This is a genomic window from Pseudomonas sp. CGJS7 (assembly GCF_036961695.1).
Genome location: NZ_JBAMDI010000018.1, coordinates 25,145 through 50,468, shown reverse-complemented (window position 1 = coordinate 50,468; position 25,324 = coordinate 25,145). Strand labels below are relative to the sequence as shown.

General features: G+C 61.6%; 20 protein-coding genes and 6 tRNA genes. 7 read left to right on the top strand and 19 right to left on the bottom strand.

The annotated features are described in order from the left end of the window. Nucleotides 1-110: 110 nt before the first annotated feature. From V7787_RS13610 to lpdA, 4 genes are read left to right on the top strand one after another with little or no spacing between them, the layout of a single operon-like run. Nucleotides 111-1,343, top strand: coding sequence for a 3-methyl-2-oxobutanoate dehydrogenase (2-methylpropanoyl-transferring) subunit alpha (locus tag V7787_RS13610; protein WP_003254486.1), 1,233 nt, complete (start codon nucleotides 111-113; stop codon nucleotides 1,341-1,343). Nucleotide 1,344: 1 nt separating this feature from the next. Beyond that, nucleotides 1,345-2,403 carry an alpha-ketoacid dehydrogenase subunit beta gene (locus V7787_RS13605; protein ID WP_012051588.1) on the top strand — a complete coding sequence of 353 codons (1,059 nt, stop codon included), beginning with the start codon at nucleotides 1,345-1,347 and terminating at the stop codon, nucleotides 2,401-2,403. Beyond that, nucleotides 2,404-3,675 (top strand): dihydrolipoamide acetyltransferase family protein, encoded by a 1,272-nt coding sequence (locus V7787_RS13600; RefSeq protein WP_020193302.1) that lies wholly within the window; start codon nucleotides 2,404-2,406, stop codon nucleotides 3,673-3,675. Nucleotides 3,676-3,677: 2 nt separating this feature from the next. Continuing rightward, nucleotides 3,678-5,057, top strand: a complete 1,380-nt coding sequence (lpdA, locus tag V7787_RS13595; RefSeq protein WP_064493118.1) for a dihydrolipoyl dehydrogenase — start codon at nucleotides 3,678-3,680, stop codon at nucleotides 5,055-5,057. Nucleotides 5,058-5,186: 129 nt separating this feature from the next. Here lpdA and V7787_RS13590 read toward each other — a convergent pair whose 3' ends face one another. Continuing rightward, the gene (locus V7787_RS13590; protein WP_010955114.1) at nucleotides 5,187-6,185 is read right to left on the bottom strand and encodes a sensor domain-containing diguanylate cyclase; all 999 of its coding nucleotides are present in this window, start codon (nucleotides 6,183-6,185) and stop codon (nucleotides 5,187-5,189) included. A gap of 215 nt (nucleotides 6,186-6,400) precedes the next feature. On the opposite strand from V7787_RS13590, the gene V7787_RS13585 reads away from it, so the two are divergent. Then, nucleotides 6,401-6,928 carry a hypothetical protein gene (locus V7787_RS13585; protein WP_020193305.1) on the top strand — a complete coding sequence of 176 codons (528 nt, stop codon included), beginning with the start codon at nucleotides 6,401-6,403 and terminating at the stop codon, nucleotides 6,926-6,928. A 312-nt stretch (nucleotides 6,929-7,240) separates the two neighbouring features. After that, nucleotides 7,241-8,623, top strand: a complete 1,383-nt coding sequence (locus V7787_RS13580; RefSeq protein WP_064493119.1) for an amino acid permease — start codon at nucleotides 7,241-7,243, stop codon at nucleotides 8,621-8,623. Nucleotides 8,624-8,705: 82 nt separating this feature from the next. On the opposite strand, the gene V7787_RS13575 is transcribed toward V7787_RS13580, so the two are convergent. Continuing rightward, a tRNA-Arg gene (locus V7787_RS13575) sits at nucleotides 8,706-8,782 on the bottom strand. 111 nt (nucleotides 8,783-8,893) lie between these two features. Beyond that, nucleotides 8,894-9,487: a phosphonate metabolism protein/1,5-bisphosphokinase (PRPP-forming) PhnN gene (gene phnN, locus V7787_RS13570; protein WP_064493120.1), complete on the bottom strand. Its 594-nt coding sequence runs from the start codon at nucleotides 9,485-9,487 to the stop codon at nucleotides 8,894-8,896. Between the two features lie 344 nt (nucleotides 9,488-9,831). On the opposite strand from phnN, the gene V7787_RS13565 reads away from it, so the two are divergent. After that, the gene (locus V7787_RS13565; RefSeq protein ID WP_003254499.1) at nucleotides 9,832-10,158 is read left to right on the top strand and encodes an Arc family DNA-binding protein; all 327 of its coding nucleotides are present in this window, start codon (nucleotides 9,832-9,834) and stop codon (nucleotides 10,156-10,158) included. Nucleotides 10,159-10,266: 108 nt separating this feature from the next. Here V7787_RS13565 and mgtE read toward each other — a convergent pair whose 3' ends face one another. The 16 genes from mgtE to V7787_RS13485 form a co-directional block, all read right to left on the bottom strand. Continuing rightward, the gene (gene mgtE / locus V7787_RS13560) at nucleotides 10,267-11,709 is read right to left on the bottom strand and encodes a magnesium transporter (RefSeq protein ID WP_003254500.1); all 1,443 of its coding nucleotides are present in this window, start codon (nucleotides 11,707-11,709) and stop codon (nucleotides 10,267-10,269) included. Nucleotides 11,710-12,104: 395 nt separating this feature from the next. Further along, nucleotides 12,105-12,181 (bottom strand) — tRNA-Arg (locus V7787_RS13555). A 72-nt stretch (nucleotides 12,182-12,253) separates the two neighbouring features. Continuing rightward, a tRNA-Arg gene (locus V7787_RS13550) sits at nucleotides 12,254-12,330 on the bottom strand. A gap of 74 nt (nucleotides 12,331-12,404) precedes the next feature. Continuing rightward, nucleotides 12,405-12,481: transfer RNA gene (locus tag V7787_RS13545), tRNA-Arg, on the bottom strand. 71 nt (nucleotides 12,482-12,552) lie between these two features. Beyond that, a tRNA-Arg gene (locus V7787_RS13540) sits at nucleotides 12,553-12,629 on the bottom strand. A gap of 106 nt (nucleotides 12,630-12,735) precedes the next feature. Next, a tRNA-Ser gene (locus V7787_RS13535) sits at nucleotides 12,736-12,826 on the bottom strand. Between the two features lie 72 nt (nucleotides 12,827-12,898). Next, nucleotides 12,899-13,087, bottom strand: coding sequence for a carbon storage regulator CsrA (gene csrA, locus V7787_RS13530; RefSeq protein ID WP_003254503.1), 189 nt, complete (start codon nucleotides 13,085-13,087; stop codon nucleotides 12,899-12,901). A gap of 167 nt (nucleotides 13,088-13,254) precedes the next feature. Continuing rightward, nucleotides 13,255-14,490: an aspartate kinase gene (locus tag V7787_RS13525; protein WP_003254504.1), complete on the bottom strand. Its 1,236-nt coding sequence runs from the start codon at nucleotides 14,488-14,490 to the stop codon at nucleotides 13,255-13,257. 102 nt (nucleotides 14,491-14,592) lie between these two features. After that, nucleotides 14,593-17,217 (bottom strand): alanine--tRNA ligase, encoded by a 2,625-nt coding sequence (alaS, locus tag V7787_RS13520; RefSeq protein WP_064493121.1) that lies wholly within the window; start codon nucleotides 17,215-17,217, stop codon nucleotides 14,593-14,595. Nucleotides 17,218-17,601: 384 nt separating this feature from the next. Continuing rightward, nucleotides 17,602-18,609, bottom strand: a complete 1,008-nt coding sequence (gene astE / locus V7787_RS13515) for a succinylglutamate desuccinylase (RefSeq protein WP_010955173.1) — start codon at nucleotides 18,607-18,609, stop codon at nucleotides 17,602-17,604. A 10-nt stretch (nucleotides 18,610-18,619) separates the two neighbouring features. Next, nucleotides 18,620-18,910: a topoisomerase II gene (locus V7787_RS13510; protein ID WP_003254508.1), complete on the bottom strand. Its 291-nt coding sequence runs from the start codon at nucleotides 18,908-18,910 to the stop codon at nucleotides 18,620-18,622. 14 nt (nucleotides 18,911-18,924) lie between these two features. After that, nucleotides 18,925-20,274, bottom strand: a complete 1,350-nt coding sequence (astB, locus tag V7787_RS13505; protein WP_104886530.1) for an N-succinylarginine dihydrolase — start codon at nucleotides 20,272-20,274, stop codon at nucleotides 18,925-18,927. A gap of 23 nt (nucleotides 20,275-20,297) precedes the next feature. Further along, the gene (astD, locus tag V7787_RS13500; protein WP_020191888.1) at nucleotides 20,298-21,761 is read right to left on the bottom strand and encodes a succinylglutamate-semialdehyde dehydrogenase; all 1,464 of its coding nucleotides are present in this window, start codon (nucleotides 21,759-21,761) and stop codon (nucleotides 20,298-20,300) included. Then, nucleotides 21,762-22,790: an arginine N-succinyltransferase gene (astA, locus tag V7787_RS13495; RefSeq protein WP_003254513.1), complete on the bottom strand. Its 1,029-nt coding sequence runs from the start codon at nucleotides 22,788-22,790 to the stop codon at nucleotides 21,762-21,764. It abuts the gene before it with no gap. A 78-nt stretch (nucleotides 22,791-22,868) separates the two neighbouring features. Next, nucleotides 22,869-23,888: an arginine/ornithine succinyltransferase subunit alpha gene (gene aruF, locus V7787_RS13490; protein ID WP_064493123.1), complete on the bottom strand. Its 1,020-nt coding sequence runs from the start codon at nucleotides 23,886-23,888 to the stop codon at nucleotides 22,869-22,871. A gap of 146 nt (nucleotides 23,889-24,034) precedes the next feature. Continuing rightward, nucleotides 24,035-25,255, bottom strand: coding sequence for an aspartate aminotransferase family protein (locus V7787_RS13485; protein ID WP_064493124.1), 1,221 nt, complete (start codon nucleotides 25,253-25,255; stop codon nucleotides 24,035-24,037). Nucleotides 25,256-25,324 lie beyond the last annotated feature (69 nt).

Genomic DNA, 25,324 nt, shown 5'->3' with positions numbered 1-25,324 from the left:
TGCCGTGCCACTAAGATGTAGGTGACGCTGACTTACCAGTCACAAGCCGGTACTCAGCGGCGGCCGCTTCAGAGCTCACAAAAACAAATACCCGAGCGAGCGTAAAAAGCATGAACGAGTACGCCCCCCTGCGTTTGCATGTGCCCGAGCCCACCGGCCGGCCAGGCTGCCAGACCGATTTTTCCTACCTGCGCCTCAACGATGCAGGTCAAGCCCGTAAACCCGCTATCGATGTCGATGCTGCCGACACTGCCGACCTGTCCTACAGCCTGGTCCGCGTGCTCGACGAGCAAGGCGATGCGCAAGGCCCCTGGGCCGAAGACATCGACCCGCAGATCCTTCGTCAAGGCATGCGCGCCATGCTCAAGACGCGGATCTTCGACAGCCGCATGGTGGTTGCCCAGCGCCAGAAGAAGATGTCCTTCTACATGCAAAGCCTGGGCGAAGAAGCCATCGGCAGCGGCCAGGCGCTGGCGCTGAACCGCACCGACATGTGCTTCCCGACCTACCGCCAGCAAAGCATCCTGATGGCCCGCGACGTGTCGCTGGTCGAGATGATCTGCCAACTGCTGTCCAACGAGCGCGACCCCCTCAAGGGCCGCCAGTTGCCGATCATGTATTCGGTGCGCGAGGCCGGCTTCTTCACCATCAGCGGCAACCTGGCGACCCAGTTCGTGCAGGCGGTCGGCTGGGCCATGGCATCGGCGATCAAGGGCGATACCAAGATCGCCTCGGCATGGATCGGTGACGGCGCTACTGCCGAGTCAGACTTCCACACCGCCCTTACCTTTGCCCACGTATACCGCGCCCCGGTCATCCTCAACGTGGTCAACAACCAGTGGGCCATTTCCACCTTCCAGGCCATCGCCGGTGGCGAGTCGACCACCTTTGCCGGCCGTGGCGTGGGTTGCGGTATTGCTTCGCTGCGGGTTGACGGCAACGACTTCGTCGCCGTGTACGCCGCCTCGCGCTGGGCGGCCGAGCGCGCCCGCCGCGGCCTGGGCCCAAGCCTGATCGAGTGGGTCACCTACCGTGCCGGCCCGCACTCGACGTCGGACGATCCCTCCAAGTACCGCCCTGCCGACGACTGGAGCCACTTCCCGCTGGGTGACCCGATCGCCCGCCTGAAGCAGCACCTGATCAAGATCGGCCACTGGTCCGAGGAAGAACACCAGGCCGTCACGGCCGAGCTCGAAGCTGCGGTAATTGCCGCACAGAAAGAAGCCGAGCAATACGGCACCCTGGCCAACGGGCACATCCCGAGCGCCGCCTCGATGTTCGAGGATGTGTACAAGGAGATGCCCGAACACCTGCGCCGTCAACGCCAGGAACTGGGGGTTTGAGATGAACGACCACAACAACAGCATCAACCCGGAAACCGCCATGGCCACCACTACCATGACCATGATCCAGGCCCTGCGCTCGGCCATGGATGTCATGCTTGAGCGCGACGACAATGTGGTGGTGTACGGCCAGGACGTCGGTTACTTCGGCGGCGTGTTCCGCTGCACCGAAGGCCTGCAGAACAAGTACGGCAAATCGCGCGTGTTCGACGCGCCCATCTCCGAGAGCGGCATCGTCGGTACCGCCGTGGGCATGGGTGCCTATGGCCTGCGCCCGGTGGTGGAGATCCAGTTCGCCGACTACTTCTACCCGGCCTCCGACCAGATCGTCTCCGAGCTGGCCCGCCTGCGTTACCGTTCGGCCGGCGAGTTCATTGCCCCGCTGACCCTGCGCATGCCTTGCGGCGGCGGCATCTATGGCGGCCAGACTCACAGCCAGAGCCCGGAAGCGATGTTCACCCAGGTGTGCGGCCTGCGCACCGTGATGCCGTCCAACCCTTATGACGCCAAAGGTCTGTTGATTGCCTCGATCGAATGCGACGACCCGGTAATCTTCCTGGAGCCCAAACGCCTGTACAACGGCCCGTTCGATGGCCACCACGACCGCCCGGTAACACCGTGGTCGAAGCACCCGCACAGCGCCGTGCCCGACGGTTATTACACCGTACCGCTGGACAAGGCCGCCATTACCCGCCCTGGCAATGACGTGACCGTGCTGACCTACGGCACCACGGTGTACGTGGCCCAGGTGGCCGCCGAAGAAAGCGGCGTCGATGCCGAAGTGATCGACCTGCGCAGCCTCTGGCCGCTGGACCTGGACACCATCGTCGAGTCGGTGAAGAAGACCGGCCGTTGCGTGGTGGTGCACGAGGCCACCCGCACCTGCGGCTTCGGTGCCGAGCTGGTGTCGCTGGTGCAGGAGCACTGCTTCCACCACCTGGAGGCGCCGATCGAACGCGTCACCGGCTGGGACACCCCCTACCCTCACGCACAGGAATGGGCTTACTTCCCAGGCCCTTCGCGGGTAGGTGCGGCACTGAAAAAGGTCATGGAGGTCTGAATGGGCACGCACGTCATCAAGATGCCGGACATTGGCGAAGGCATCGCGCAGGTCGAGTTGGTGGAATGGTTCGTCAAGGTCGGCGACATCATCGCCGAGGACCAGGTGGTGGCCGACGTCATGACCGACAAGGCCACCGTGGAAATCCCCTCGCCGGTCAGCGGCAAGGTGTTGGCCCTGGGTGGCCAGCCCGGGGAAGTGATGGCGGTCGGTAGCGAACTGATCCGCATCGAAGTGGAAGGCAGCGGCAACCATGTGGATGTGCCTCAGCCAAAACCGGTAGAGGCCCCGGCTGCCCCCATTGCAGCCAAGCCGGAACCGCAGAAAGACGTAAAACCCGCCGTGTACCAGGCGCCCGCCAACCACGAAGCTGCGCCCATCGTGCCGCGCCAGCCGGGCGACAAGCCGCTGGCCTCGCCTGCCGTGCGCAAACGCGCCCTGGACGCCGGTATCGAACTGCGTTATGTGCATGGTAGCGGCCCGGCCGGGCGCATTCTGCACGAAGACCTCGACGCCTTCATGAGCAGGCCGCAAAGCAATGCCGGGCAAGCACCTGATGGTTATGCCAAGCGCACCGACAGCGAGCAGGTGCCAGTGATCGGCCTGCGCCGCAAGATCGCCCAGCGCATGCAGGACGCCAAACGCCGGGTCGCGCACTTCAGTTATGTCGAGGAAATCGACGTCACCGCCCTGGAGGCCCTGCGCCAGCAACTCAACAGCAAGCACGGCGACAGCCGTGGCAAGCTGACCTTGCTGCCATTCCTGGTACGCGCCCTGGTCGTGGCGCTGCGTGACTTCCCGCAGATCAACGCGACCTACGACGACGAAGCGCAGATCATCACCCGCCATGGCGCGGTGCATGTGGGCATTGCCACTCAAGGTGACAACGGCCTGATGGTGCCCGTGCTGCGCCACGCCGAAGCAGGCAGCCTGTGGGCCAATGCCGGCGAGATTTCGCGCCTGGCCAACGCTGCACGTAACAACAAGGCCAGCCGTGAAGAGCTGTCCGGCTCGACCATCACCCTGACCAGCCTTGGCGCCCTGGGTGGCATTGTCAGCACGCCGGTGGTCAACACCCCGGAAGTGGCAATCGTCGGGGTCAACCGCATGGTCGAACGGCCAGTGGTGATCGACGGCCAGATCGTCGTGCGCAAGATGATGAACCTGTCCAGCTCGTTCGACCACCGCGTGGTCGATGGCATGGACGCCGCCCTGTTCATCCAGGCCGTGCGTGGCCTGCTCGAACAACCCGCCTGCCTGTTCGTGGAGTGAGCATGCAACAGATTATCCAGACTACCCTGTTGATCATCGGCGGCGGCCCTGGCGGCTATGTAGCAGCCATCCGCGCCGGGCAACTGGGCATTCCTACCGTACTGGTGGAAGGCCAGGCACTGGGCGGCACCTGCCTGAACATCGGCTGCATCCCGTCCAAGGCGCTGATCCACGTGGCCGAGCAGTTTCACCAGGCCTCGCGCTTTACCGAACCCTCGCCGCTGGGCATCAGCGTGGCTTCGCCGCGCCTGGACATCGGCCAGAGCGTCACCTGGAAGGACGGCATTGTCGACCGTCTGACCACCGGTGTTGCCGCCCTGCTGAAAAAGCACGGGGTGAAAGTGATGCATGGCTGGGCCAAGGTGCTGGACGGCAAGCAGGTCGAAGTCGATGGACAGCGTATCCAGTGCGAGCATCTGTTGCTGGCGACCGGTTCCAGCAGTGTCGAACTGCCTATGCTGCCGCTGGGTGGCCCGGTGATTTCCTCGACCGAAGCCCTGGCGCCGAAAACCCTGCCGCAACACCTGGTAGTGGTCGGCGGTGGCTATATCGGCCTAGAGCTGGGCATTGCCTATCGCAAGCTGGGTGCACAGGTGAGTGTGGTGGAAGCGCGTGAGCGCATCCTGCCGACCTACGACAGCGAATTGACCGCCCCGGTGGCCGAGTCGCTGAAGAAACTGGGCATAGCGCTGCACCTGGGCCACAGCGTCGAGGGCTACGAAAATGGCTGCCTGCTGGCCAGCGACGGTAAGGGTGGGCAACTGCGCCTCGAGGCCGACCAGGTACTGGTGGCCGTGGGCCGCCGGCCGCGCACCAAAGGCTTCAACCTGGAATGCCTGGACCTGAAGATGAACGGCGCCGCCATTGCCATCGACGAGCGCTGTCACACCAGCATGCACAACGTCTGGGCCATTGGCGACGTCGCTGGCGAACCGATGCTGGCGCACCGGGCCATGGCCCAGGGCGAGATGGTCGCCGAAATCATCGCCGGCAAGGCCCGACGCTTCGAACCGGCAGCGATTGCCGCCGTTTGCTTTACCGACCCGGAAGTGGTGGTGGTCGGCAAGACCCCGGAACAAGCCAGCCAGCAGGGCCTGGACTGCATCGTCGCGCAGTTCCCGTTTGCCGCCAACGGCCGGGCCATGAGCCTGGAATCGAAAAGCGGTTTTGTGCGCGTGGTGGCGCGGCGCGACAACCACTTGATCCTGGGCTGGCAGGCGGTTGGCGTGGCGGTTTCCGAGCTGTCCATCGCGTTTGCCCAATCGCTGGAGATGGGCGCGCGCCTGGAAGATGTGGCCGGCACCATTCATGCCCACCCAACGCTCGGTGAAGCGGTACAGGAAGCCGCACTGCGCGCCCTGGGCCACGCCTTGCATATCTGACACTGAAGCGGCCGAGGCCGATTTGGCCCGCTGCGCCGAGAGGCGCTGCGGGTCTTTTTTCATTCAGGCCATCCAAGCCTCCAGAGAACCCTAAGCCTCCAGAGAACCGCACACTCTTTGAGGGGCTAGCTACTCGGCAATTGCGTTCTTGCCTGTCCCCTTGGCCCTGTAGAGCGCCTTGTCGGCACGTGCCAGAAGCGCGTGCTGGTCCTCCCCTTCCCGCCATTGCACCACGCCATAGCTCATGGTCAGCCGGCAATCACCCACCGGCTCCACCTGCTCCAGCACCTGACGCAAGCGCGCCGCCACATCCAGCGCCTCCCCCAGCGCGGTCTGCGGCAGCACGATGACGAACTCGTCGCCGCCCCAGCGCGCCAGCAGGTCCAGCTCGCGCAAGCAGGTGCGCAGGCTTTCGGCCACCCGGACCAGCGCCGCATCGCCACGGGCGTGACCGTAGCGGTCGTTGATCGGCTTGAAATCATCCATGTCCATGGCAATCAGCGACAACGGCTGGCGGAAGCGCTGGGCGCGCTGGCACTCCAGCTGCAACGCGCTCTCCAGCCGGTAACGGTTGGCGACACGGGTCAACGCATCGCGTTCGGCCAATTCACGGTTTTCGTCCAGTTGCCGCTGCAACTGCTGGTTCACCCAGGACAACTCACGGGTGCGTTCGGCCACCTGAAACTCCAGCGACTGGTTCTTCTGTTCCAGCTGAGACACCAAACGCTTGCCAGCGTCGATATTGCGATGCGCACCCAGCATGCGCGCCACGGAACCGTCCTCGTTATGCGCGATGATGTAGCCGCTGTCTTCGATCCAGATGTAGCTGCCGTCCTGACAACGGCAACGGTATTCAATGCGGTAGCGCTCGTTGCGGTGATTGATATAGGCCTCGAAATGGGCCATTACCCGTGGGTAGTCTTCGGGATGGATCACGCTTTCCCAGGTAAATACCGAGTTGGCCATGGAGTGGCTGGCATAACCCAGCATGCTGTACCAGCCCGGGTTGCGATAGACGTAACCGGTATTGGCATTCCAGTCCCAGATGCCATCGCTGATCAAATCGAACAAGGTGTGCAATTGCTGTTCACTGAAGCCGGCAGGTACCGGCCTGGTGTCTTGACTCATGGACGCTCTCCCTGATGCCCAGCAACTGCGCTCCGATCAAGGGGCTGCCGACAGTGGTGTTGATTGCCGCGAGCGGCAAGATGATGCCTATCACGGGCAAGCATATGCCCACCCGCGTGCAACCGAAATAGCGCCAACGCCCTGATTTCGACCGGCACAGCGCTGGCATGGCTTTTGCGCTTGGTACCTGCCAACGAGATTTCCAAGGAGGAAACATGATAATCGCCCCTAACGGCGTCAGCTGGCAGCCCACGCTCCACCAGCCTCGGTACACCAGCGATGAGCAGACAGTGGCCCAGATTGCACCGCTGCGCACGCCAATAACCACCGCCAACACCGCGAGCCAACAACAGAGCGGGGGCAGCACCGCTCAGCAAAACGCTGAGGATGCTCGTGCAGAAGCCTTTGCCAAGTTCAAGGTGATGCTGCAAAACCTGGGTTCTGCGACCACTGAGCCGGTCATCGGAGAACCCCTGCCGCCCAAGACTGCCCGGCAGGAATTTCACGACTTCATGTCCAAGTCGCCCGGCGAGATGATCAAGGAAAAACTGCTGCGTGAAATAGGCCTGACCGAAGAAGAGTACGACGCCCTGCCGCCCGAAATGAAAGCAAAGGTCGACGAGTTGATCGCCCAGCGCATGAAAGAAGACATCGAGCGCAAGATCGAGGAGAAAGCGCAAGAGCAGGTCGCCAAGGTGGACGGCGGTGTGGATGAAGAGCAACAAGCGGCTCGCCCGGTATGAGGGAGTGGCAGCGGCCGGTAAGGAGAGCGCCGCGGTTCGTCCAAGGCGACCCAGCCTGAACGGTTTGAAGGCGTCCGGTAGCGTCGATGTTCAGGTGGTGCATGGCTTCGCCAACTGCACCGCTACCGGCGCCATGACCGGTCTCAGGAAAAATCGGCAGGATGTTGTGCAGAGAATTCGTTTGAGGTCCTTGGCCTTATTGTCCAGGGTGGCAGGCTGGTAGCTATTTGCCACGCGTGGACGCAGGCGCATGACGATGCCTGCGTAGGGGAACGATGCCGGATCCCCCCTAAAATAAGAGAGGACAAGGAAATGCAATCACACGGTTTGAAGCAAAGCCTCAAGCAGCGGCATATCACCATGATCGCGCTGGGTGGGGTGATCGGTGCAGGGCTGTTCATGGGCTCGGGCTCACTGATCGCATCGGCAGGGCCCGCGGCCATACTGTCGTATTTCATTGGTGGCCTGGTGGTCACCCTGGTCATGTTCATGCTGGGCGAAATGGCCTGCCGCAACCCGGATGCAGGGTCGTTCTCGACCTACGCCAACACCTACCTCGGCGACTGGGCTGGGTTTGCGGTCGGCTGGCTGTACTGGTTCAAGTCGATGATGACCATCACCCTGGAAGCGGTACTGCTGGGCGCCATCCTGCATGACTTCCTGCCCTGGCTACCGATCTGGGCAGGCGCCTTCCTGATGCTGGTGACACTCATGGCCAGCAACGCCTACTCGGTGCGTTCGTTTGCCGAAGTAGAGTATTGGCTGGCTGCGATGAAGGTCGCCACCATCCTCATCTTCATGCTGCTGGGCGTCTCGATCCTGCTCGGCCTGCACAGTGAGATTCCCGCCCCCGGCCTGATCAACCTCACCGCCCATGACGGCTTCATGCCCAACGGCCTGTCACCGGTGATGGCCGGCGTTATCGTGGTCATTTTCTCCCTGGGCGGCAGCGAAATTGCCGCTGTGGCCGCGGGTGAGTCAGAGAACCCGCGACAAAACGTGATCCGCGCGATCAAGAGCGTGATACTGCGGGTGATGCTGTTCTACGTAGGTTCTGTGTCGATCCTGATCCTTTGCCTGCCCTGGACCGACAAGGCCAACCTGGCCTCGCCCTATGTTTCGCTGTTCAGCCTGGCCGGGTTCGGTGGTGCTGCAGTGGCCATGAAACTGGTGCTGTTCGTCTCGTTCATGTCGGTGATGAACTCGTTCATGTTCTCCAACTCACGCATGCTGTTCTCGCTGAGCCAGCGCGGTCACGCGCCCAAGCTCTTCTCGCGCACCAGTGCCAAGGGCGTACCGATCAATGCACTGCTGCTGAGCCTGTCGATCTGCACGATGATCCTGACCGTGCACTTTGTCAGTGGCGGCGACCTGTTCATGACCTTGGCCAAGAGTACCGGCAGCCTGGTCATGGTCGTATGGATCTTCATCATCATCGCCCACGTGGCCATGCGCGTGAAAACCCGCCACGAAGCGGTCGCCCCAAACGCCTTCCGTGCCTGGCTGTTCCCCTACACCAATATCATTGCGCTGTTCGCCTTGCTGGCAGTCATCGGCACCCAGGCGTTCGACCCGGCATCGCGTTTCCAATTCTGGTTCACGGTGCTGACGGTACTGCTGGTGGTGGCGGGGTACTTCCTGATGCGCCAGCGGCTGGCGTCAAGCGCGGTGTTAGCCCACGAACGTGATGCATGACAGCGCTGGCCACGCGCAGGTGCTGTCAACAGCAGCACGGCGGCGACAAAGGCGACGGAGACAATAATGGGAATGACGAGAATGGCGTCCCAGGCAGGAATTGAACCTGCAACCTTCCCCTTAGGAGGGGGATGCTCTATCCAATTGAGCTACTGAGACGCTACGACCGGCAGCGAGCGCTGCACAGCGGGATGGCCAGCATGTTAACCAGCATGCTGGCGTTTGTCATGCCTGAACTGGGCTTTTTCGCGTAATCCTTTTCTGCGGCTGCTATCCCCGCGGTAGTACGCCCTGATCGCGAAGCAGCGAAACGAATGCGGCGACCGCCGCCTCCAGTGTGGAAGAATTATCCAGCACATGCACCGACGGGTCGGCTGCAGCTTGCAAGCGTGCGCTGCGCGCCAGGCGCTGCTCCACTTCTTCTGCGCTTTCCCGGCCCCGGGCCAGCAAGCGCTGGCGCAGCACCTCAGGCTTGACCTCGACCAACACGGCCAACAAATCCGGATAGCGCTGACGGGCCTCTGGCAGATAAGCCCGCGAGCCATTCACCAGCACTGCCCTCCCCGCCGCCAACCACTGGTCCACCTGCCGGGGTATGCCATAGTCCAGGCCATTGGCCCGCCAGTGCATGGCAAACGCACCCTGCGCACGCAAGGTATCAAACTGCTCAGGCGTGACCCCTTGGGCAGCTTCGCCCTTGGCTTCGGCCGAACGGGTGATGACCCGGCGGGCAATTTCTACCCCGGCGGCGGCCAGTTGCTCACGCGACGCGTCGATCAGGGAATCTTTCCCGGAACCCGACGGCCCAACCAGAAATATCAACCGGCCCGTCCCTGATCGGCGGTCGCTTGCGTCATGTTGCATAGCCACTATGCTCTATGGAGGGAACCGGCGCATTCTAGGGCTTTTCTGGGCATTTTTCTGCGTTTTACCGATTGTTGACGGCAAAAGACTGACGGCCAGGCTAGCCAGAGCATGTAAAACTTTTCAAACCAGTGCTCATTTCTGATAATTGGTACTGGCATAAAGCCTTTATCCGGATCACTATTTGTCACATAATTGACGCCAAGCAAACGGCGACCATGAGGCAAGATGAGCATCCATTTTTCACTGGCGGTTGAACATTTTGTCGTCGCCACGGTCGTACTTCCATCCCGTGCGGCCAATTTGAGAACCGCTTCCCCTGAACCAAACTCTGGTCAATTTATATGCGCCCAATGAAACAGGCTATTTATTCGAGCCGCACTGCTGACAAGTTCGTCGTCCGCCTGCCTGACGGAATGCGTGAGCGCATTGCCGAGGTAGCACGCAACCACCACCGCAGCATGAACTCCGAGATCATTGCACGCCTGGAACAGAGCCTTATCCAGGAAGGTGCGCTGGGTGACGAACTGAGCATGCGCCTGGACAGCCCTGAACTGTCCCTGCATGAGCGCGAGTTGCTGCAGCGTTTCCGCCAACTGTCCCACCGCCAGCAGAACGCTCTGGTCGCCCTCATCGCTCACGATGTGGAAATGGCCGCAGACGCCTCCTGAGGGGCTGCAGCGAACACGAAAAAGCCAGCGTAAGCTGGCTTTTTTGTGGGCGTCTTACTGGCAGCAAGGCCATTTCCCTGCGGGATTGTTCCCACAGGGAGGACTGGCTTACAACAGGAACAGCGTGGCCAGCCCAAGGAAGATGAAGAAACCACCGCTGTCGGTCACAGCAGTGATCATCACACTCGCGCCCATCGCAGGGTCGCGCCCCAAGCGGGCCAAGGTCATCGGGATCAGCACGCCCATCAGCGCCGCCAATAACAAGTTCAAGGTCATCGCCGCGGTCATCACCACCCCCAGCGACCAGCTGCCATACAGCCAGAAAGCCACCGCACCAATCACGCCGCCCCAAACCAGGCCGTTGATCAGCGACACCGCCAACTCCTTGCGCATCAAGCGGCTGGTATTGCCTGGCGACACTTGGTCCAGGGCCATGGCGCGGACGATCATGGTGATGGTCTGGTTACCAGAGTTACCACCAATACCCGCAACGATCGGCATCAACGCAGCCAACGCCACCAGCTTTTCAATCGAACCTTCGAACAACCCGATCACTCGCGAAGCAACGAACGCGGTAATGAGGTTGATTGCCAGCCACGCCCAACGGTTGCGGAACGAACGCCAGACCGAGGCGAAAATATCTTCCTCTTCACGCAGACCCGCCATGTTGAGGACTTCGCTCTCGCTTTCCTCACGGATCAGGTCAACCATTTCGTCGATGGTCAGACGGCCGATCAGGCGTTCGCTCTTGTCCACCACCGGGGCGGATACCAGGTCATAACGCTCGAAAGCCTGCGCTGCATCGTAGGCATCTTCCTCGGGCTGGAAGGAGACAGGGTCGGTCGCCATGACCTCCGCCACCTTCTTCTCCGGGTCGTTGACCAGCAGGCGCTTGATCGGCAATACCCCCTTGAGGATGCCGTCGTAATCGACCACGAACAATTTGTCGGTGTGGTTCGGCAGTTCTTTCAGGCGGCGCAGGTAGCGCAGCACCACTTCCAGGCTGACGTCTTCGCGGATGGTGACCATCTCGAAGTCCATCAGCGCACCAACCTGCTCCTCGTCGTAGCTCAGCGCCGAACGCACCCGCTCGCGTTGCTGGGCATCGAGGGTTTCCATCAGCTCGTGAACAACGTCACGCGGCAGCTCTGGGGCGAGGTCGGCCAGTTCGTCGGCGTCCATCTCCTTGGCGGCAGCCAGCAGCTCGTGATCGTCCATGTCGGCGATCAGCGATTGGCGAACCGAATCGGAAACTTCCAGCAGGATGTCGCCATCGCGCTCCGAGCGCACCAGCTGCCAGACCGTCAGGCGATCTTCCAGGGGCAAGGCTTCGAGGATGTAGGCGATGTCGGCGGGGTGCAGGTCATCGAGCTTGCGCTGCAGCTCGACGAGGTTCTGGCGGTGGACCAGGTTTTCCACCAGGTCGTTGTGCGCGCCTTCCTGGCGATGGGTCAGGTCTTCGACCATGCGCTGGCGCTGCAGCAGTTCGACCACCTGGGCCAGGCGATCCTGCAGGCTTTCTTGCGCTTTTTTAACTTCTACTTCGGTCATAGGCGAACTCCACTCCCAGCAGCGGAGCACGCCGAGGGAATCAATCGGTCAGATCTTTCTGTATGAATCGTGTTAGCGAGTAACTACTGGGTAAGTCCATGGTGGTTTTCCACAAGCCCCGGCGGGGCTGACGGGCGCAATCATACACTGCTAAAGCTGTTAGATCGCTTAAATTTTTGGCCAGAACAATCGTTTGCGTGATAAAGCTGGGACAACGCTCGAAGCTATCAGTGCGACGGTTGTTGTGGATGGGAAAGCACATTTGATTTTGAGGCCGCTCAGCGGCTCCAAACTACACCGCAATCATTACAGAAGAGCGTAGATCGGCAGACTCAAGAATTCATTGGCGCACAAACAAAAAGCCCGCTCAATCGAGCGGGCTTCTTGATGGGGTATGGCGGACTCAGCAGGATTCGAACCTGCGACCGCTCGGTTCGTAGCCGAGTACTCTATCCAGCTGAGCTATGAGTCCGTGGTGGTAGTTTTAGACCAGATTACCACTGGTTGACTGAAATGGCTTTGCAAGCAGAACCACTTCAAAAAGTGGCGGACTCAGCAGGATTCGAACCTGCGACCGCTCGGTTCGTAGCCGAGTACTCTATCCAGCTGAGCTATGAGTCCGCGATTGGCAGTTTTAAACCAGATTACCGCTGGTTGACTGAAATGGCTTTGCAAGCAGAACCACTTCAAGAAAGTGGCGGACTCAGCAGGATTCGAACCTGCGACCGCTCGGTTCGTAGCCGAGTACTCTATCCAGCTGAGCTATGAGTCCGCGATTGGCAGTTTTAGACCAGATACCGCTGGTTGATTGAAGCAGCCTTGCAAACAAAGCCACTTCAAAAGTGGCGGACTCAGCAGGATTCGAACCTGCGACCGCTCGGTTCGTAGCCGAGTACTCTATCCAGCTGAGCTATGAGTCCGTGTCTTGCCGCGCATTATAGGTCGCTGAAACATTATTGCAAGAAGCTTTTCGTTATAAAACAACTACTTAGCGTTCCTACCGTTTACAGCGCCCTACGCAAATAATGGCGGTGAAGGGGGGATTCGAACCCCCGATACCCTTATGAGGTATACTCCCTTAGCAGGGGAGCGCCTTCGGCCACTCGGCCACCTCACCGCAACACGAGGCGAATATTAAAGAACCTCTTTCACCTTTGCAACCCTTTTTTTGAAAAAAACTTCAAAAAAATTAAAGGCTTGGCTCTTCATCCTTCTCCTTCTTGATCCGCAGGTAGATTTCCTCGCGGTGAACTGCCACTTCTTTCGGGGCGCTCACGCCAATACGCACCTGGTTGCCTTTGACGCCAAGCACCGTCACGGTGATCTCGCCGTCTCCAATGATCAGGCTCTCGGCGCACCGACGAGTCAGAATCAACATAGCTTTCTCCTTACGCAAAACATTCAGGGGTAACAGTCTTGGATATCGGGCCCGGGTCGCGGACGACGACCATGGCCCCGGTTACTCGCCGCACAAGGCAGGACAGGACCTGCGCGGCGAGCAGAAACGCGAAGGGCGCGGCAAGCCGCGCCCTTCCAGGCAGCGCCTTACTCGCCCTGTCGGGCAGGAGCATCCAGATCGAACGCGGTATGCAGCGCGCGTACGGCCAGCTCCAGGTACTTCTCTTCGAGCACCACCGAAACCTTGATCTCGGAAGTGGAGATCATCTGGATGTTGATGCTCTCCTTGGCCAGGGCTTCGAACATGCAGCTGGCAACACCGGCGTGCGAACGCATGCCGACGCCAACGATCGAGACCTTGGCGATCTTGGTGTCGCCGATCACTTCACGGGCGCCGATTTCGCGCGCAGTGTTTTCCAGCACGCTCTGCGCCTTCTCGTACTCGTTGCGGTGCACGGTGAAGGTGAAGTCGGTGGTGTTATCGTGAGCAACGTTCTGCACGATCATGTCGACTTCGATGTTCGAAGCGCTGATCGGGCCGAGGATCTTGAAGGCCACGCCCGGGGTATCCGGCACGCCGCGAATGGTCAGCTTTGCTTCATCACGGTTGAAGGCGATACCGGAAATGATCGGCTGTTCCATGGATTCCTCTTCATCAATGGTAATGAGGGTACCCGGACCCTCCTTGAAGCTGTGCAGCACGCGCAGCGGAACGTTGTACTTGCCGGCGAACTCCACCGAACGGATCTGCAGCACCTTGGAACCAAGGCTGGCCATTTCCAGCATCTCTTCGAAGGTGATCTTCTCCAGGCGACGAGCCTGTGGCACGACGCGCGGGTCGGTGGTGTAGACGCCATCAACATCAGTGTAGATCTGGCACTCATCAGCCTTCAGCGCCGCCGCCAGGGCCACGCCGGTGGTATCAGAGCCACCACGACCCAGGGTAGTGATGCTGCCGTGCTCGTCGACGCCCTGGAAGCCTGCAACCACGACCACGCGGCCTTCCTTGAGGTCGGCACGAATCTTCTGGTCGTCGATTTGCAGAATGCGCGCCTTGTTGTGCGAGCTGTCGGTGAGAATACGCACCTGGTTGCCGGTGTAGGACACCGCTGGCACACCACGCTTGATCAAGGCCATGGTCAGCAGGGCAATGGTGACCTGCTCACCCGTCGACACGATCACGTCCAGTTCACGAGGAACCGGCTGATCGGTGATCTGCTTGGCCAGGTCGATCAGGCGATTGGTTTCACCGCTCATGGCCGACAGCACAACCACCAGGTCGTCGCCCGCTTCACGGTGTTTCTTGACCTTTTCGGCTACCTGCTCGATCCGCTCGATGGAACCGACAGAGGTGCCGCCAAATTTCTGTACGATCAACGCCATTTCAATGGTGCCTCAGCCCATACAGGGCCCCAAAAAACAATCCAACATGAAGGGGTGGACGGGAGTGGCCTGCGTGACCACTGGACCATCCACCCCTTCATCTCAAAGTCCCTGCTCTGCGAATGGCACGGCCAGCGCCAGGGCCTGGTCCAGCGCAGCGACGTCGACGCCACCACCCTGGGCCATGTCCGGACGGCCGCCGCCCTTGCCACCCACCGCCGCAGCGGCTTGTTTCATCAGATCGCCAGCCTTGAGTTGGCTGGAGAGGTCCTTGGTCACGCCGGCCACCAGCACAACCTTGCCCTCATGCTCGCTGCCCAGCAGGATCACTGCGTGGCCGAGCTTGTTCTTCAGCTGATCGACCAGGGCCAGCAGGGCCTTGCCATCCTGCCCATCCAGGCGGGCGGCGAGGACCTTGGCACCCTTGACCTCAACAGCCGCGTTGGAGAGATCGTCCCCGGCGGCGCTGGCGGCCTTGGCCTGCAGCTGTTCCAGCTGCTTCTCCAGCTGGCGGTTGCGCTCAAGCACAGCCGACAGCTTGTCGATCAGGTTGTCGCGGTTACCCTTGACCAGTTGCGCGGCTTCCTTGACCTGCTCTTCGGCAGCGTTCAGGTAGGCCAGCGCAGCGGCACCGGTTACGGCTTCGATACGGCGCACGCCAGAGGCTACGCCGCCTTCGCTGATGATCTTGAACAGGCTGATGTCACCGGTGCGCTTGGCGTGGATACCGCCGCACAACTCCACCGAAAAATCACCGCCCATGCTCAGCACACGCACGGTGTCGCCGTATTTCTCGCCGAACAGCGCCATTGCGCCTTTGGCCTTGGCAGTTTCGATGTCGGTCAGTTCGGTTTCAACCGGGGTGTTCTTGCGAATCTCGCGGTTGACGATGTCTTCCAGCTGCTTGATCTGCTCCGGCTTCACCGCTTCGAAGTGGCTGAAGTCGAAACGCAGGCGCTGGCTGTCGACCAGCGAGCCCTTCTGCTGTACATGCTCGCCCAGTACCTGGCGCAATGCTTCGTGCAGCAGGTGGGTGGCGGAGTGATTCAACGAGGTGGCGTGCTGTACGTCGGCATCGACCTTGGCCTCGACTGGCGAACCGATCACCAGCGCACCGCTGGCCACCACGCCGTGGTGCAGGAAGGCGCCGCCGGTCTTGGTGGTATCACGCACGTCGAAGCGTGCAGCACCCGCCTGCAGGAAGCCGCTGTCACCGACCTGACCACCGGACTCGGCGTAGAACGGCGTGCGGTCGAGCACCACAACGCCCTGCTCGCCTTCACCCAGCTGGTCAACGGATTGGCCGTCCTTGTACAGGGCGATGATCTTGCCCTGGCCCTCGGTGGCGTCGTAACCGAGGAACTCGGTGGCGCTGTCGACCTTGACCACGCTGTTGTAATCCATGCCGAACGCGCTGGCAGAACGGGCGCGCTCACGCTGTGCGTCCATTTCACGCTCGAAGCCGGCTTCGTCGATAGTCAGCTCACGCTCACGGGCGATGTCGGCAGTCAGGTCCATCGGGAAGCCATAGGTGTCGTACAGCTTGAACACCACGTCGCCCGGTACCACGTCGCCTTTCAGCTGGGCCAGGTCTTGCTCGAGGATGCGCAGGCCCTGCTCCAGGGTCTTGGCGAACTGCTCTTCTTCGGCCTTGAGCACGCGCTCGATGTGCGCTTGCTGGCTCTTCAGCTCCGGGAAGGCTTCGCCCATTTCAGCGGCCAGTGCGGCAACGATCTGGTAGAAGAAGCTGCCCTTGGCGCCCAGCTTGTTGCCGTGACGGCAAGCGCGGCGAATGATGCGGCGCAGCACGTAGCCACGGCCCTCGTTGGACGGCAGCACGCCGTCGGCAATCAGGAAGCCGCACGAACGGATGTGGTCGGCGACCACTTTCAGCGAAGCCTGGCCGTCATTGCTGCAACCGATGGCCTTGGCTGCGGCAGCCAGCAGGTTCTGGAACAGGTCGATCTCGTAGTTCGAATGCACGTGCTGCAGCACGGCGCTGACACGCTCCAGGCCCATGCCGGTGTCCACCGACGGCGCTGGCAGCGGGTGCAACACACCGTCGGCAGTGCGGTTGAACTGCATGAAGACGTTGTTCCAGATCTCGATGTAGCGGTCACCGTCTTCTTCTGGCGAGCCGGGTGGACCACCCCAGATATCCGGGCCGTGATCGTAGAAAATCTCGGTGCACGGGCCGCACGGGCCGGTATCGCCCATGGTCCAGAAGTTGTCGGAGGCGTACGGGGCGCCCTTGTTATCGCCAATGCGCACCATGCGCTCGGCCGGCACGCCGACTTCCTTGGTCCAGATGTCGTAGGCTTCGTCGTCGGTGGCGTAGACGGTAACCCAGAGCTTTTCCTTGGGCAGGTTCAGCCACTGCTCAGACGTCAGGAAGGTCCAGGCAAAGGTAATGGCGTCGCGCTTGAAATAGTCGCCGAAGCTGAAGTTGCCCAGCATTTCGAAGAAGGTGTGGTGACGCGCGGTGTAACCGACGTTTTCCAGGTCGTTGTGCTTGCCACCGGCACGCACGCACTTCTGGCTGCTGACAGCACGCGTGTAGGCGCGCTTCTCCGCACCGAGGAAGCAGTCCTTGAACTGGTTCATGCCTGCGTTGGTGAACAGCAGGGTCGGGTCGTTGTTCGGGATCAGCGAACTGGAGGCGACTCGGGTATGTCCCTGCTCTTCGAAGAAGCGAAGGAAGGCTTCACGGATTTCTGCGCTTTTCATAGGTTCTTCCACGGAAACGGCGGCCCTGTTGGGCAAACGCGTCGACGAAACGACGGCAAAGGGCCGCATTATATCGGTCCTGCAGTCTCGATGCAGTGTGTTTATACGATAGAAGCCATCGTTTGGACGGTTTTTCGGGCTATGCAAACGAAAACGACATGACCGGATGCTAAATCCTGTGTTTCGCCACTGGCAAGCCAATTACCGCTCAAGGGAGGGGAAAATGGAACAGGCGGTGAATTAAAGGGTTTTCATCAAGGATAGGATCCGAAACTGTGTCGCCTGTTTCGCGGGTAAACCCGCTCCTACGGGCACGGCGCCACACTGAGACCTTGCACATATCTCGTAGGAGCGGGTTCACCCGCGAAACAGGCGACACCGGTCTCACCCCAGGCGCTGCCCCGAATCCGGCACGATCAGAATGCCGGCGCGCAAGCCGTTCTTGACCTTGGGGTTGGGGAAGATGATGCGCGCACCCTCCTCCTCGACCACCCAGCGCATCTCGGCCAGGTCTTCAGCCAGCAGGTAACCCTTGCTCAGCTCGGAGAAGTTTTCGATGTCCGCCGGCAGGTGCAGGTGGAAGCTGTCGCTGTGCTTGATGATTTCGCGGGAAACACTGAACAGCTGCAGGCCATCCAGCGAACTTTCGTCCTCTGGCTCGGTAGCCTCGATGATGCGGATCAGCCGCTCTTCGAGCTTGTCGAGGTTCACCTGCTCGTTCTGGCCGAACGGACGGGCCTTGCCCAACTCCAGGGTGAAAGCTTCAGCCTCAAGTTGCTCGTAGGTGAAAGCGCTGAAGGTGATGGACGACTTGCTTTGCAGCAACACCGCCTCCATACCTGCCGCCGCCAGGCGCGCCAGTTCGCGACGGGAGTGCTTGCGTCCCTCTTTATAAGGGTACAAGGCGAATTGCTCGATCTTCGAACCGCGGATGGCAGTATGCAGGTCGTAATGCAGGCGGTTGCGCCCTGGCTTGCTGAAGAACACCCGGGCGAACTGTTCCAGCTCGGCAGCACGCAATGCTTCGAAACCGCTGGACAGCTCATGGCGGCCATTGAACAAGCGGTTGATGTCCTGTTCGATAAAGCGCTCGCCCTTGCGGATCGCCGCCGGGTTGCCGAACAGGAACAGCACCCGTGCCCTGGGCCTGATCTTGCCGTTGGCCACGCCGTGCAGCAGCCGCTCGAGCAATTCGATCGGCGCTGTTTCATTGCCATGAATGCCGGCGGACAACAGCAAGTCCAGCCCGCAATCGTCGCTTTCGGCCGGGCGCACTTCGAGCGCGCCCTCCCCCAGCCATCGCAAACGCGCGCCCTTGGGTGTCACTTGGGTCTTCTCGGCCGGTTCGTGATCGGTGAGGGTCAGCTCAAGCAATTTGCCAAGGGCGAGCATAGGTGCTTCCTTAGTGGTGGTGACCGCAGTCAGGGCCATGAACGTGATCGTCGTCTTCGCCAAGTTCTGCCGGTTCCATTTCCAGCTGCAGGCTGACCAGGTTGGTGGCCATCGGGCGCAGCAGCAAGTTGGCATACTCGGTGTCGTCTTCCTCGACATCCACGCCGATCAGCAACTGGCCACGGCCATCCTGCTGAATCCACACTTCCTTGCCTTGCCAGACCACAGCAAAGCGGGTGCAGGATGTTTCCAGCTGGGTGCCGTCTTCATCTTCGAGGATCAGGCGCAAGGCGTCGGTCATTACAGAGTCTCTCTTCAAGGTTGGCGTTGGAACGGATACACCGAGCCCAACTTCAGGATCTGGGTCAATTCGTCCAGTGCCGTACGGCATTCCACCAGCAGTTGCGGGTCAGCCAGGTCTGCTTCGCCAAGGCGATCGCGGTAGTGCCTGTCGACCCACTGCAGCAGCGTGTCATACAGCGTGGCCGTCATGATAACGCCTTGGTTGACCGCCGCCAGCTCCGCTTCCTTCAAAGCCACGCGCAAACGCAGGCAGGCCGGGCCGCCGCCGTTCTGCATGCTTTGCTTGAGGTCGAACACCTTGACCTCCTTCACCGGGCCTCCCTGGCTGGTCAGCTGGCCCAGATAGGCCCAGACCCGCTCGTTGTTGCGGCACTCTTCCGGCACGACCAACAGCATCGAACCATCGTCGCGGCTGAGCAGCTGGCTGTTGAACAGGTAGGAACGCACCGCGTCCTCCACCGCCACCGCTGCCCTGGGCACGCAGATGGCCTGGAAGTTGCCACTCTTGCTGGCCAGTTTAGCTCGCAGCTGCCCAAGTACCGCGTCGGTCTCGAGAAACGCGTCCTCGTGGTAGAACAGCACCTCGCCGTTACCCACCGAAATCACATCATTGTGGAACACACCCTGGTCGATCACCGCCGGGTTCTGTTGAGCGTAGACCACACCGTCATCGCTCAGGCCGTGCAGCCGGGCCACAGCTTGCGAAGCCTCCAGGGTTTGTCGGGCCGGGTACTTCTGTGGCGCCGGGTAACGGCTGTCGAAGGCACTGCGGCCGTAGACAAAGAACTCCACGCCAGCCTCGCCATAGGCGCGGCAGAAGCGCGTGTGGTTGGCCGCGCCCTCGTCACCGAACTGTGCCACGGCAGGCAGCGCGGCGTGGTGGGCAAAGTATTTCTCGTCGTTGAACATGGCGCCCAGCACGCGGCTGGTGGTCGGGTGCTCGATGCTGCGGTGATATTTGCAGTTGAGGTTGGCGGCGGTGAAGTGCACGCGACCGTCAGCAGTGTCGGCACTCGGGCTGACTGTTGCGGCGTTGGCCACCCACATGCTCGAGGCCGAGCAACTGGCCACCAGCAACGGCATGGCCTCGCGGGCGGCGCGCTGGATAACTTCGGCATCGCTGCCACTGAACCCCAGGCGGCGCAGCGCCGCCACGTCCGGGCGCTCTTGTGGCGCCAGAACACCCTGCTTGAAGCCCATGTCGGCCAGCGCTTTCATCTTCGCCAGGCCCTGGCGCGCTGCCTCACGCGGGTTGGACGCCTGCTGGCTATTGCTCTGCGAAGCCACGTTACCGTAAGACAGGCCGCCATAGTTGTGGGTAGGCCCCACCAGGCCATCAAAATTCACTTCATAGGATTTCATCGGCTAGGCTCCGTGACCTGTTGTTATAGGGTGACGCCCGGCGTCAGGGTCGCCGGCAAGGCAAGGCTGGCGGTCTCCAGCGAAGCCACGGGGTAAGCGCAGTAGTCGGCTGCGTAATAGGCACTGGCGCGATGGTTGCCACTGGCTCCCACTCCACCGAACGGCGCGCTGCTGGCAGCCCCCGTCAGCTGTTTGTTCCAGTTGACGATGCCCGCGCGACTGCGCAGCCAGAAGTACTGGTAGCGGGCTCGCGAATCAGACAATAAGCCAGCGGCCAGGCCATACTGGGTGTTGTTGGCTTCATCGATGGCAGCATCGAAGTCGGCGTAGCGGATCACCTGCAACAGCGGGCCGAAAAACTCTTCGTCCGGGCGGTCAGCCACGGCGGTGACATCGACAATGCCCGGAGTCAGCAGTGCAGCATCGGCCTGTGGCTGAGTCATTTCCAGCAGTTTCACGCCACCTTTGGCAGCCAGTTCGGCCTGGGCGGCAAGCAGCGCCCGAGCCGCCTGCAGCGAAATCACCGAGCCCATGAAAGGCGCCGGCTGTTCATCGAACGCCCCCACCGTGATGGTTTTGCACACCTCGACCAGGCGCGCGATCAGTGCATCGCCCCAGGCGCCTTGCGGTACCAGCAGGCGCCGCGCGCAAGTGCAGCGTTGGCCGGCGGAAATGAACGCCGACTGGATAATGGTATACACCGCCGCGTCGAGGTCCTTGACCTCGTCCACCACGAGCGGGTTGTTACCCCCCATTTCCAGGGCCAGAATCTTGTCTGGGCGGCCTGCGAACTGTTGATGCAACAGGTTGCCGGTGCGGCTGGAGCCGGTGAAGAACAGGCCATCGATACCTGGGTTGGCGGCCAGCGCCACACCGGTTTCGCGTGCGCCCTGCACCAGGTTCAGCACACCCGCCGGCAGGCCGGCAGCAATCCAGCAGTTGACGGTAAGCTCAGCGACCTTGGGGGTCAGCTCGCTGGGTTTGAACACCACGCAGTTGCCTGCCAGCAGCGCCGGCACGATATGGCCATTGGGCAGGTGCCCGGGGAAATTGTACGGGCCGAACACCGCCACGACGCCGTGAGGCTTGTGCCGCAGAACAGCCGTGGCATCGGCCAGAGGCCCACTCTTTTCGCCGGTGCGCTCGCGGTAGCTCTGTACCGAAATCGCCACCTTGTTGATCATGCTGGTGACTTCAGTCGCAGATTCCCACAGCGGCTTCCCGGTTTCCTCGCCAATGCACTGGGCCATGGCCTCGGCATGCACTTTCAGCTGCGCGGCAAACTTCTCCAGCACATCGATACGTGCCTCCAGGCTCAATTGCGCCCAGGCCGGAAAGGCCTGCCGCGCGGCCTGCACGGCAGCATCGACCTGGCTCGCGTCAGCGCCCTGCCCTTGCCAGATCACGGCCTGGGTCACCGGGTTGAGCGACTGCAGGGTTTCGCCCTGGCCGGCCTGCCAATTGCCTGCGATGTAATGCGTGGTCATTTACTGGGCCTCCCGGCTGGCCGACAGCGGCACCGCGCGGACATTGTCGCCAACGCCCATGCGCAGGCGTTTGGCGGTCAACGGGTCGACCACCAGGGTGCCGGCGGCCAACCGTGCAGGTGCAGCAGTGATGCGACAGTCGTCGCGCTTGCGGTTGTGGATGATGAAAGGGGTCGCGTCATCGCCTGGCGTACCTACCGCCAGCACCAGGGTCTGGCTCTCGCGCACGGCGCGGATCTTGGCAGTGTCACACTCGATGGCCGGGCCGGCATCGAAGATGTCGACGTAGCCCTGGTAGTTGAAGCCTTCCTGCTTGAGCATGGCCAGCGCCGGCTCGGTGTCTTTGTGCACACGGCCGATCACACTGCGCGCCGCTTCGGACAGGAAGCAGGTGTACAGCGGGAACTTGGGCATCAGCTCGGCGATGAACGACTTGTTGCCCACGCCGGTGAGGTAGTCGGCCTGGCTGAACTCCATCTTGAAGAAATGCCGACCCAGGCTTTCCCAGAACGGCGAACGGCCCTGCTCGTCAGACATGCCGCGCATTTCGGCAATGATCTTCTTGCCGAACAGCTCGGGGAACTCGGCAATGAACAGCATGCGCGCGCGCGACAGCAGCCGGCCATTGAGGCCCGAGCGGTAGTCGCTGCGCAGGAACAGCGAGCACAGCTCGGAGTTGCCGGTCAGGTCGTTGGCCAGGAACAGCGTCGGGATTTCGCGATAGATCTTCAGCTCCTGCGAGGCGCTGACAGTCAGGCCGACCCGGTAGTTGTACCAGGGCTCACGCAGGCCGACGGCGCCGGCGATGGCACTGATGCCCACCACCAGACCTTCGTCGTTTTCCAGCACGAACAGGTAATCGGTGTCGCCACGCTCGGCTTCGCCACGAAAGCTTTTTTCCGCCCAACCAACGCGATGCCCCAGGCGCTCTTCGTTGGCCGGCAGCGTGGTCAGCCCGGTGGTGCCGGTGCTGCGTGCCAATTCGATCAACGCAGGCAAATCGCTGCTGCGTACAGGACGAACGATCATGCTATCTCCTTGTGCGGCGGCATCGGCCGGCGCGAAACTCTGCTAACGCATCAAGCCCGAAACGTCTGTTGCCAGACCTCAAACCGCGACCAGGCGCACGCTGGCGCCCTCACCCACGCCCAGCGCGTCGGCTGCCGCCACGCTCAGGCTGACCGGCTTGCCAGGCACCCAGTCCAGGTCCAGCAACACCGCGCGGTAGTCCTGCAACAGGCCGTTGCACACCAGGTACGGGCGCCCGCCTTTGACCGGGGTCTCTTCGATCTTCACCGGTACAACCCGGCTCTGGGCGATCGAGCGGATGCCAGAGGTGCGCGCATGCAGGGTCGGGCCACCGTCGAAGATGTCGATGTAGTGCTCGGTCTCGAAGCCTTCGCGCATGAGTATGTCGAAGGTGATCTGTGCCCGCGGATGTACCTGGCCCATGGCTTCCTGCGCCAGGTCTGGCAACAACGGCACGTAGATCGGGTAATGCGGCATCAGCTCGGCGAGAAAGGTACGGCTCTTCAGGCCGCACAGGCGCTCGGCGTCGGCATAGTTGAGATCGAAGAAGTTGCGGCCGATGGCATCCCAGAACGGCGATTCACCCTGCTCGTCGCTGAAGCCGACGATCTCGGTGACCACCGAATCGGCAAAGCGCTCCGGGTGCGCGGCCATGAACAGCAGCCGGCCGCGCGAGTTGAGCTCGGCCCAGCCACTGTTCACCAGCTCCGGCGCCACATAGAAGCTGGTCAGCAGGCTGTTGCCGGTCAGATCGTGACACAGCGACAGCACATGGATCTTGTTGTGTATCTTCAGCTCGCGTGAGGCGTGCACGAATGTTTCGTTACGAAAACTGTAGAACGGCTCGGAGTACCCGGCCGAAGCGACGATGGCCGAGCAGCCGGCCAGCTTGCCCGTTTCGCTGTCTTCGAGCACGAAAAAGTAACTCTCTTCACCGTTGAAGCTGACCTCGGCGGCGAAGGATGTCTCAGAGGCGGCAATCTTGTCGCCCAGACGAGCAGTGTCGTCCGGCAGCGAGGTGACACCAATGGGGCTGTCTGCAGCCATGCGCTGCACGTCGTTCAGATCAGCCATTTGCGCGGGGCGCATCACCAGCATGGTGTCACTCCTTTGGAATACGGGCCATTCACGTCGGCACGGAAAAACGGCAGGCACCCAGGCACCTGCACTGGAATCGGGTATCGCCGACCCGGCGCAGCCTCGGGCTGAGGCTGCGCCAGGGCCGGCGAAAGACCACTGGCGGATCAGCCTTTGGTCAGTGTGGCCACAGCGCGTTCGAAGCGGTCCAGGCCTTCGTCGATGTCGGCGTCTTCAACTACCAGGCTTGGCGCGAAGCGGACCACGTCCGGGCCGGCCTGCAGCACCATCACGCCTTCTTTCTCGGCAGCATTGAGCACGTCCTTGGCCTTGCCTTTCCAGGCCTCGGTCAAGACACAGCCCAGCAGCAAGCCGACACCACGCACCTGGCTGAACAGGTTGTACTGCTGGCCGATCTGTTCCAGGCGGGTTTTGAAGCGCTCGTGCTTAGCCTTGATACCGGCCAGGGTTTCCGGAGTGTTGACCACGTCCAGCACCGCGCAGGCAACGGCGCAGCCCAGCGGGTTGCCGCCATAGGTGGTGCCGTGGGTGCCAACGGCCAGGTGCTTGGCCAGCTCGGTGGTGGTCAGCATGGCGCCAATCGGGAAACCGCCGCCCAGGCTCTTGGCACTGGTCAGAATGTCCGGTGTCACGCCGTAGTGCTGGTAGGCATACAGCGAGCCGGTACGGCCCACGCCCGTCTGCACTTCGTCGAAGATCAGCAGAGCGTTGTGCTCGTCACACAGCTTGCGCGCGCCTTCCAGGTAGGCCTTGTCGGCCGGCACCACGCCACTCTCGCCCTGGATCGGCTCGATCACCACGGCGCAGGTCTTGTCGGAAATCTGTGCCTTCAACGCTTCCAGGTCGTTGTACGGCACATGGCTGATACCGGTGATTTTCGGGCCAAAGCCATCGGAGTACTTCGGCTGGCCACCCACGCTGACGGTAAACAGGGTGCGACCGTGGAAGCTGTTCACGGTGGCGATGATTTCGTGCTTTTGCGGACCGAAGCGGTCATGCGCCACACGACGGGCCAGCTTGAAAGCGGCCTCGTTGGACTCGGCGCCGGAGTTGCAGAAGAACGCGCGGTCGGCAAAGGTGGCGTCCACCAGCTTGTGGGCCAGGCGCAGGGCCGGCTCGTTGGTGAACACGTTGGAGACGTGCCAGAGGGTGTTGGCCTGTTCAGTCAGGGCCTTGACCAGTGCCGGGTGGCAGTGGCCCAGGGCATTGACCGCGATGCCGCCTGCAAAGTCGATCAGCTCGCGGCCCGACTGGTCCCAGACACGGGAACCCTCGCCTCGCACAGGAATGAAGGCCGCCGGAGAATAGTTGGGGACCATCACCTGGTCGAAATCGGCACGTTGCACCGGGGCTTGCTCAACGGACATCTGAGTCTCCTGAAGAGGAACGCTGGCCTGGAAGTGGCGAGCGATGGGGGGATTGTAAGGACTGATCCG

Excerpts from the sequence above, each read along its gene's own strand:
- V7787_RS13610 (WP_003254486.1), top strand. The coding sequence starts at position 111 with ATGAACGAGTACGCCCCCCTGCGTTTGCATGTGCCCGAGCCCACCGGC.
- V7787_RS13605 (WP_012051588.1), top strand. The coding sequence starts at position 1,345 with ATGAACGACCACAACAACAGCATCAACCCGGAAACCGCCATGGCCACC.
- V7787_RS13600 (WP_020193302.1), top strand. The coding sequence starts at position 2,404 with ATGGGCACGCACGTCATCAAGATGCCGGACATTGGCGAAGGCATCGCG.
- lpdA (WP_064493118.1), top strand. The coding sequence starts at position 3,678 with ATGCAACAGATTATCCAGACTACCCTGTTGATCATCGGCGGCGGCCCT.
- V7787_RS13590 (WP_010955114.1), bottom strand. The coding sequence starts at position 6,185 with ATGAGTCAAGACACCAGGCCGGTACCTGCCGGCTTCAGTGAACAGCAA.
- V7787_RS13585 (WP_020193305.1), top strand. The coding sequence starts at position 6,401 with ATGATAATCGCCCCTAACGGCGTCAGCTGGCAGCCCACGCTCCACCAG.
- V7787_RS13580 (WP_064493119.1), top strand. The coding sequence starts at position 7,241 with ATGCAATCACACGGTTTGAAGCAAAGCCTCAAGCAGCGGCATATCACC.
- phnN (WP_064493120.1), bottom strand. The coding sequence starts at position 9,487 with ATGCAACATGACGCAAGCGACCGCCGATCAGGGACGGGCCGGTTGATA.
- V7787_RS13565 (WP_003254499.1), top strand. The coding sequence starts at position 9,832 with ATGCGCCCAATGAAACAGGCTATTTATTCGAGCCGCACTGCTGACAAG.
- mgtE (WP_003254500.1), bottom strand. The coding sequence starts at position 11,709 with ATGACCGAAGTAGAAGTTAAAAAAGCGCAAGAAAGCCTGCAGGATCGC.
- csrA (WP_003254503.1), bottom strand. The coding sequence starts at position 13,087 with ATGTTGATTCTGACTCGTCGGTGCGCCGAGAGCCTGATCATTGGAGAC.
- V7787_RS13525 (WP_003254504.1), bottom strand. The coding sequence starts at position 14,490 with ATGGCGTTGATCGTACAGAAATTTGGCGGCACCTCTGTCGGTTCCATC.
- alaS (WP_064493121.1), bottom strand. The coding sequence starts at position 17,217 with ATGAAAAGCGCAGAAATCCGTGAAGCCTTCCTTCGCTTCTTCGAAGAG.
- astE (WP_010955173.1), bottom strand. The coding sequence starts at position 18,609 with ATGCTCGCCCTTGGCAAATTGCTTGAGCTGACCCTCACCGATCACGAA.
- V7787_RS13510 (WP_003254508.1), bottom strand. The coding sequence starts at position 18,910 with ATGACCGACGCCTTGCGCCTGATCCTCGAAGATGAAGACGGCACCCAG.
- astB (WP_104886530.1), bottom strand. The coding sequence starts at position 20,274 with ATGAAATCCTATGAAGTGAATTTTGATGGCCTGGTGGGGCCTACCCAC.
- astD (WP_020191888.1), bottom strand. The coding sequence starts at position 21,761 with ATGACCACGCATTACATCGCAGGCAATTGGCAGGCCGGCCAGGGCGAA.
- astA (WP_003254513.1), bottom strand. The coding sequence starts at position 22,790 with ATGATCGTTCGTCCTGTACGCAGCAGCGATTTGCCTGCGTTGATCGAA.
- aruF (WP_064493123.1), bottom strand. The coding sequence starts at position 23,888 with ATGCTGGTGATGCGCCCCGCGCAAATGGCTGATCTGAACGACGTGCAG.
- V7787_RS13485 (WP_064493124.1), bottom strand. The coding sequence starts at position 25,255 with ATGTCCGTTGAGCAAGCCCCGGTGCAACGTGCCGATTTCGACCAGGTG.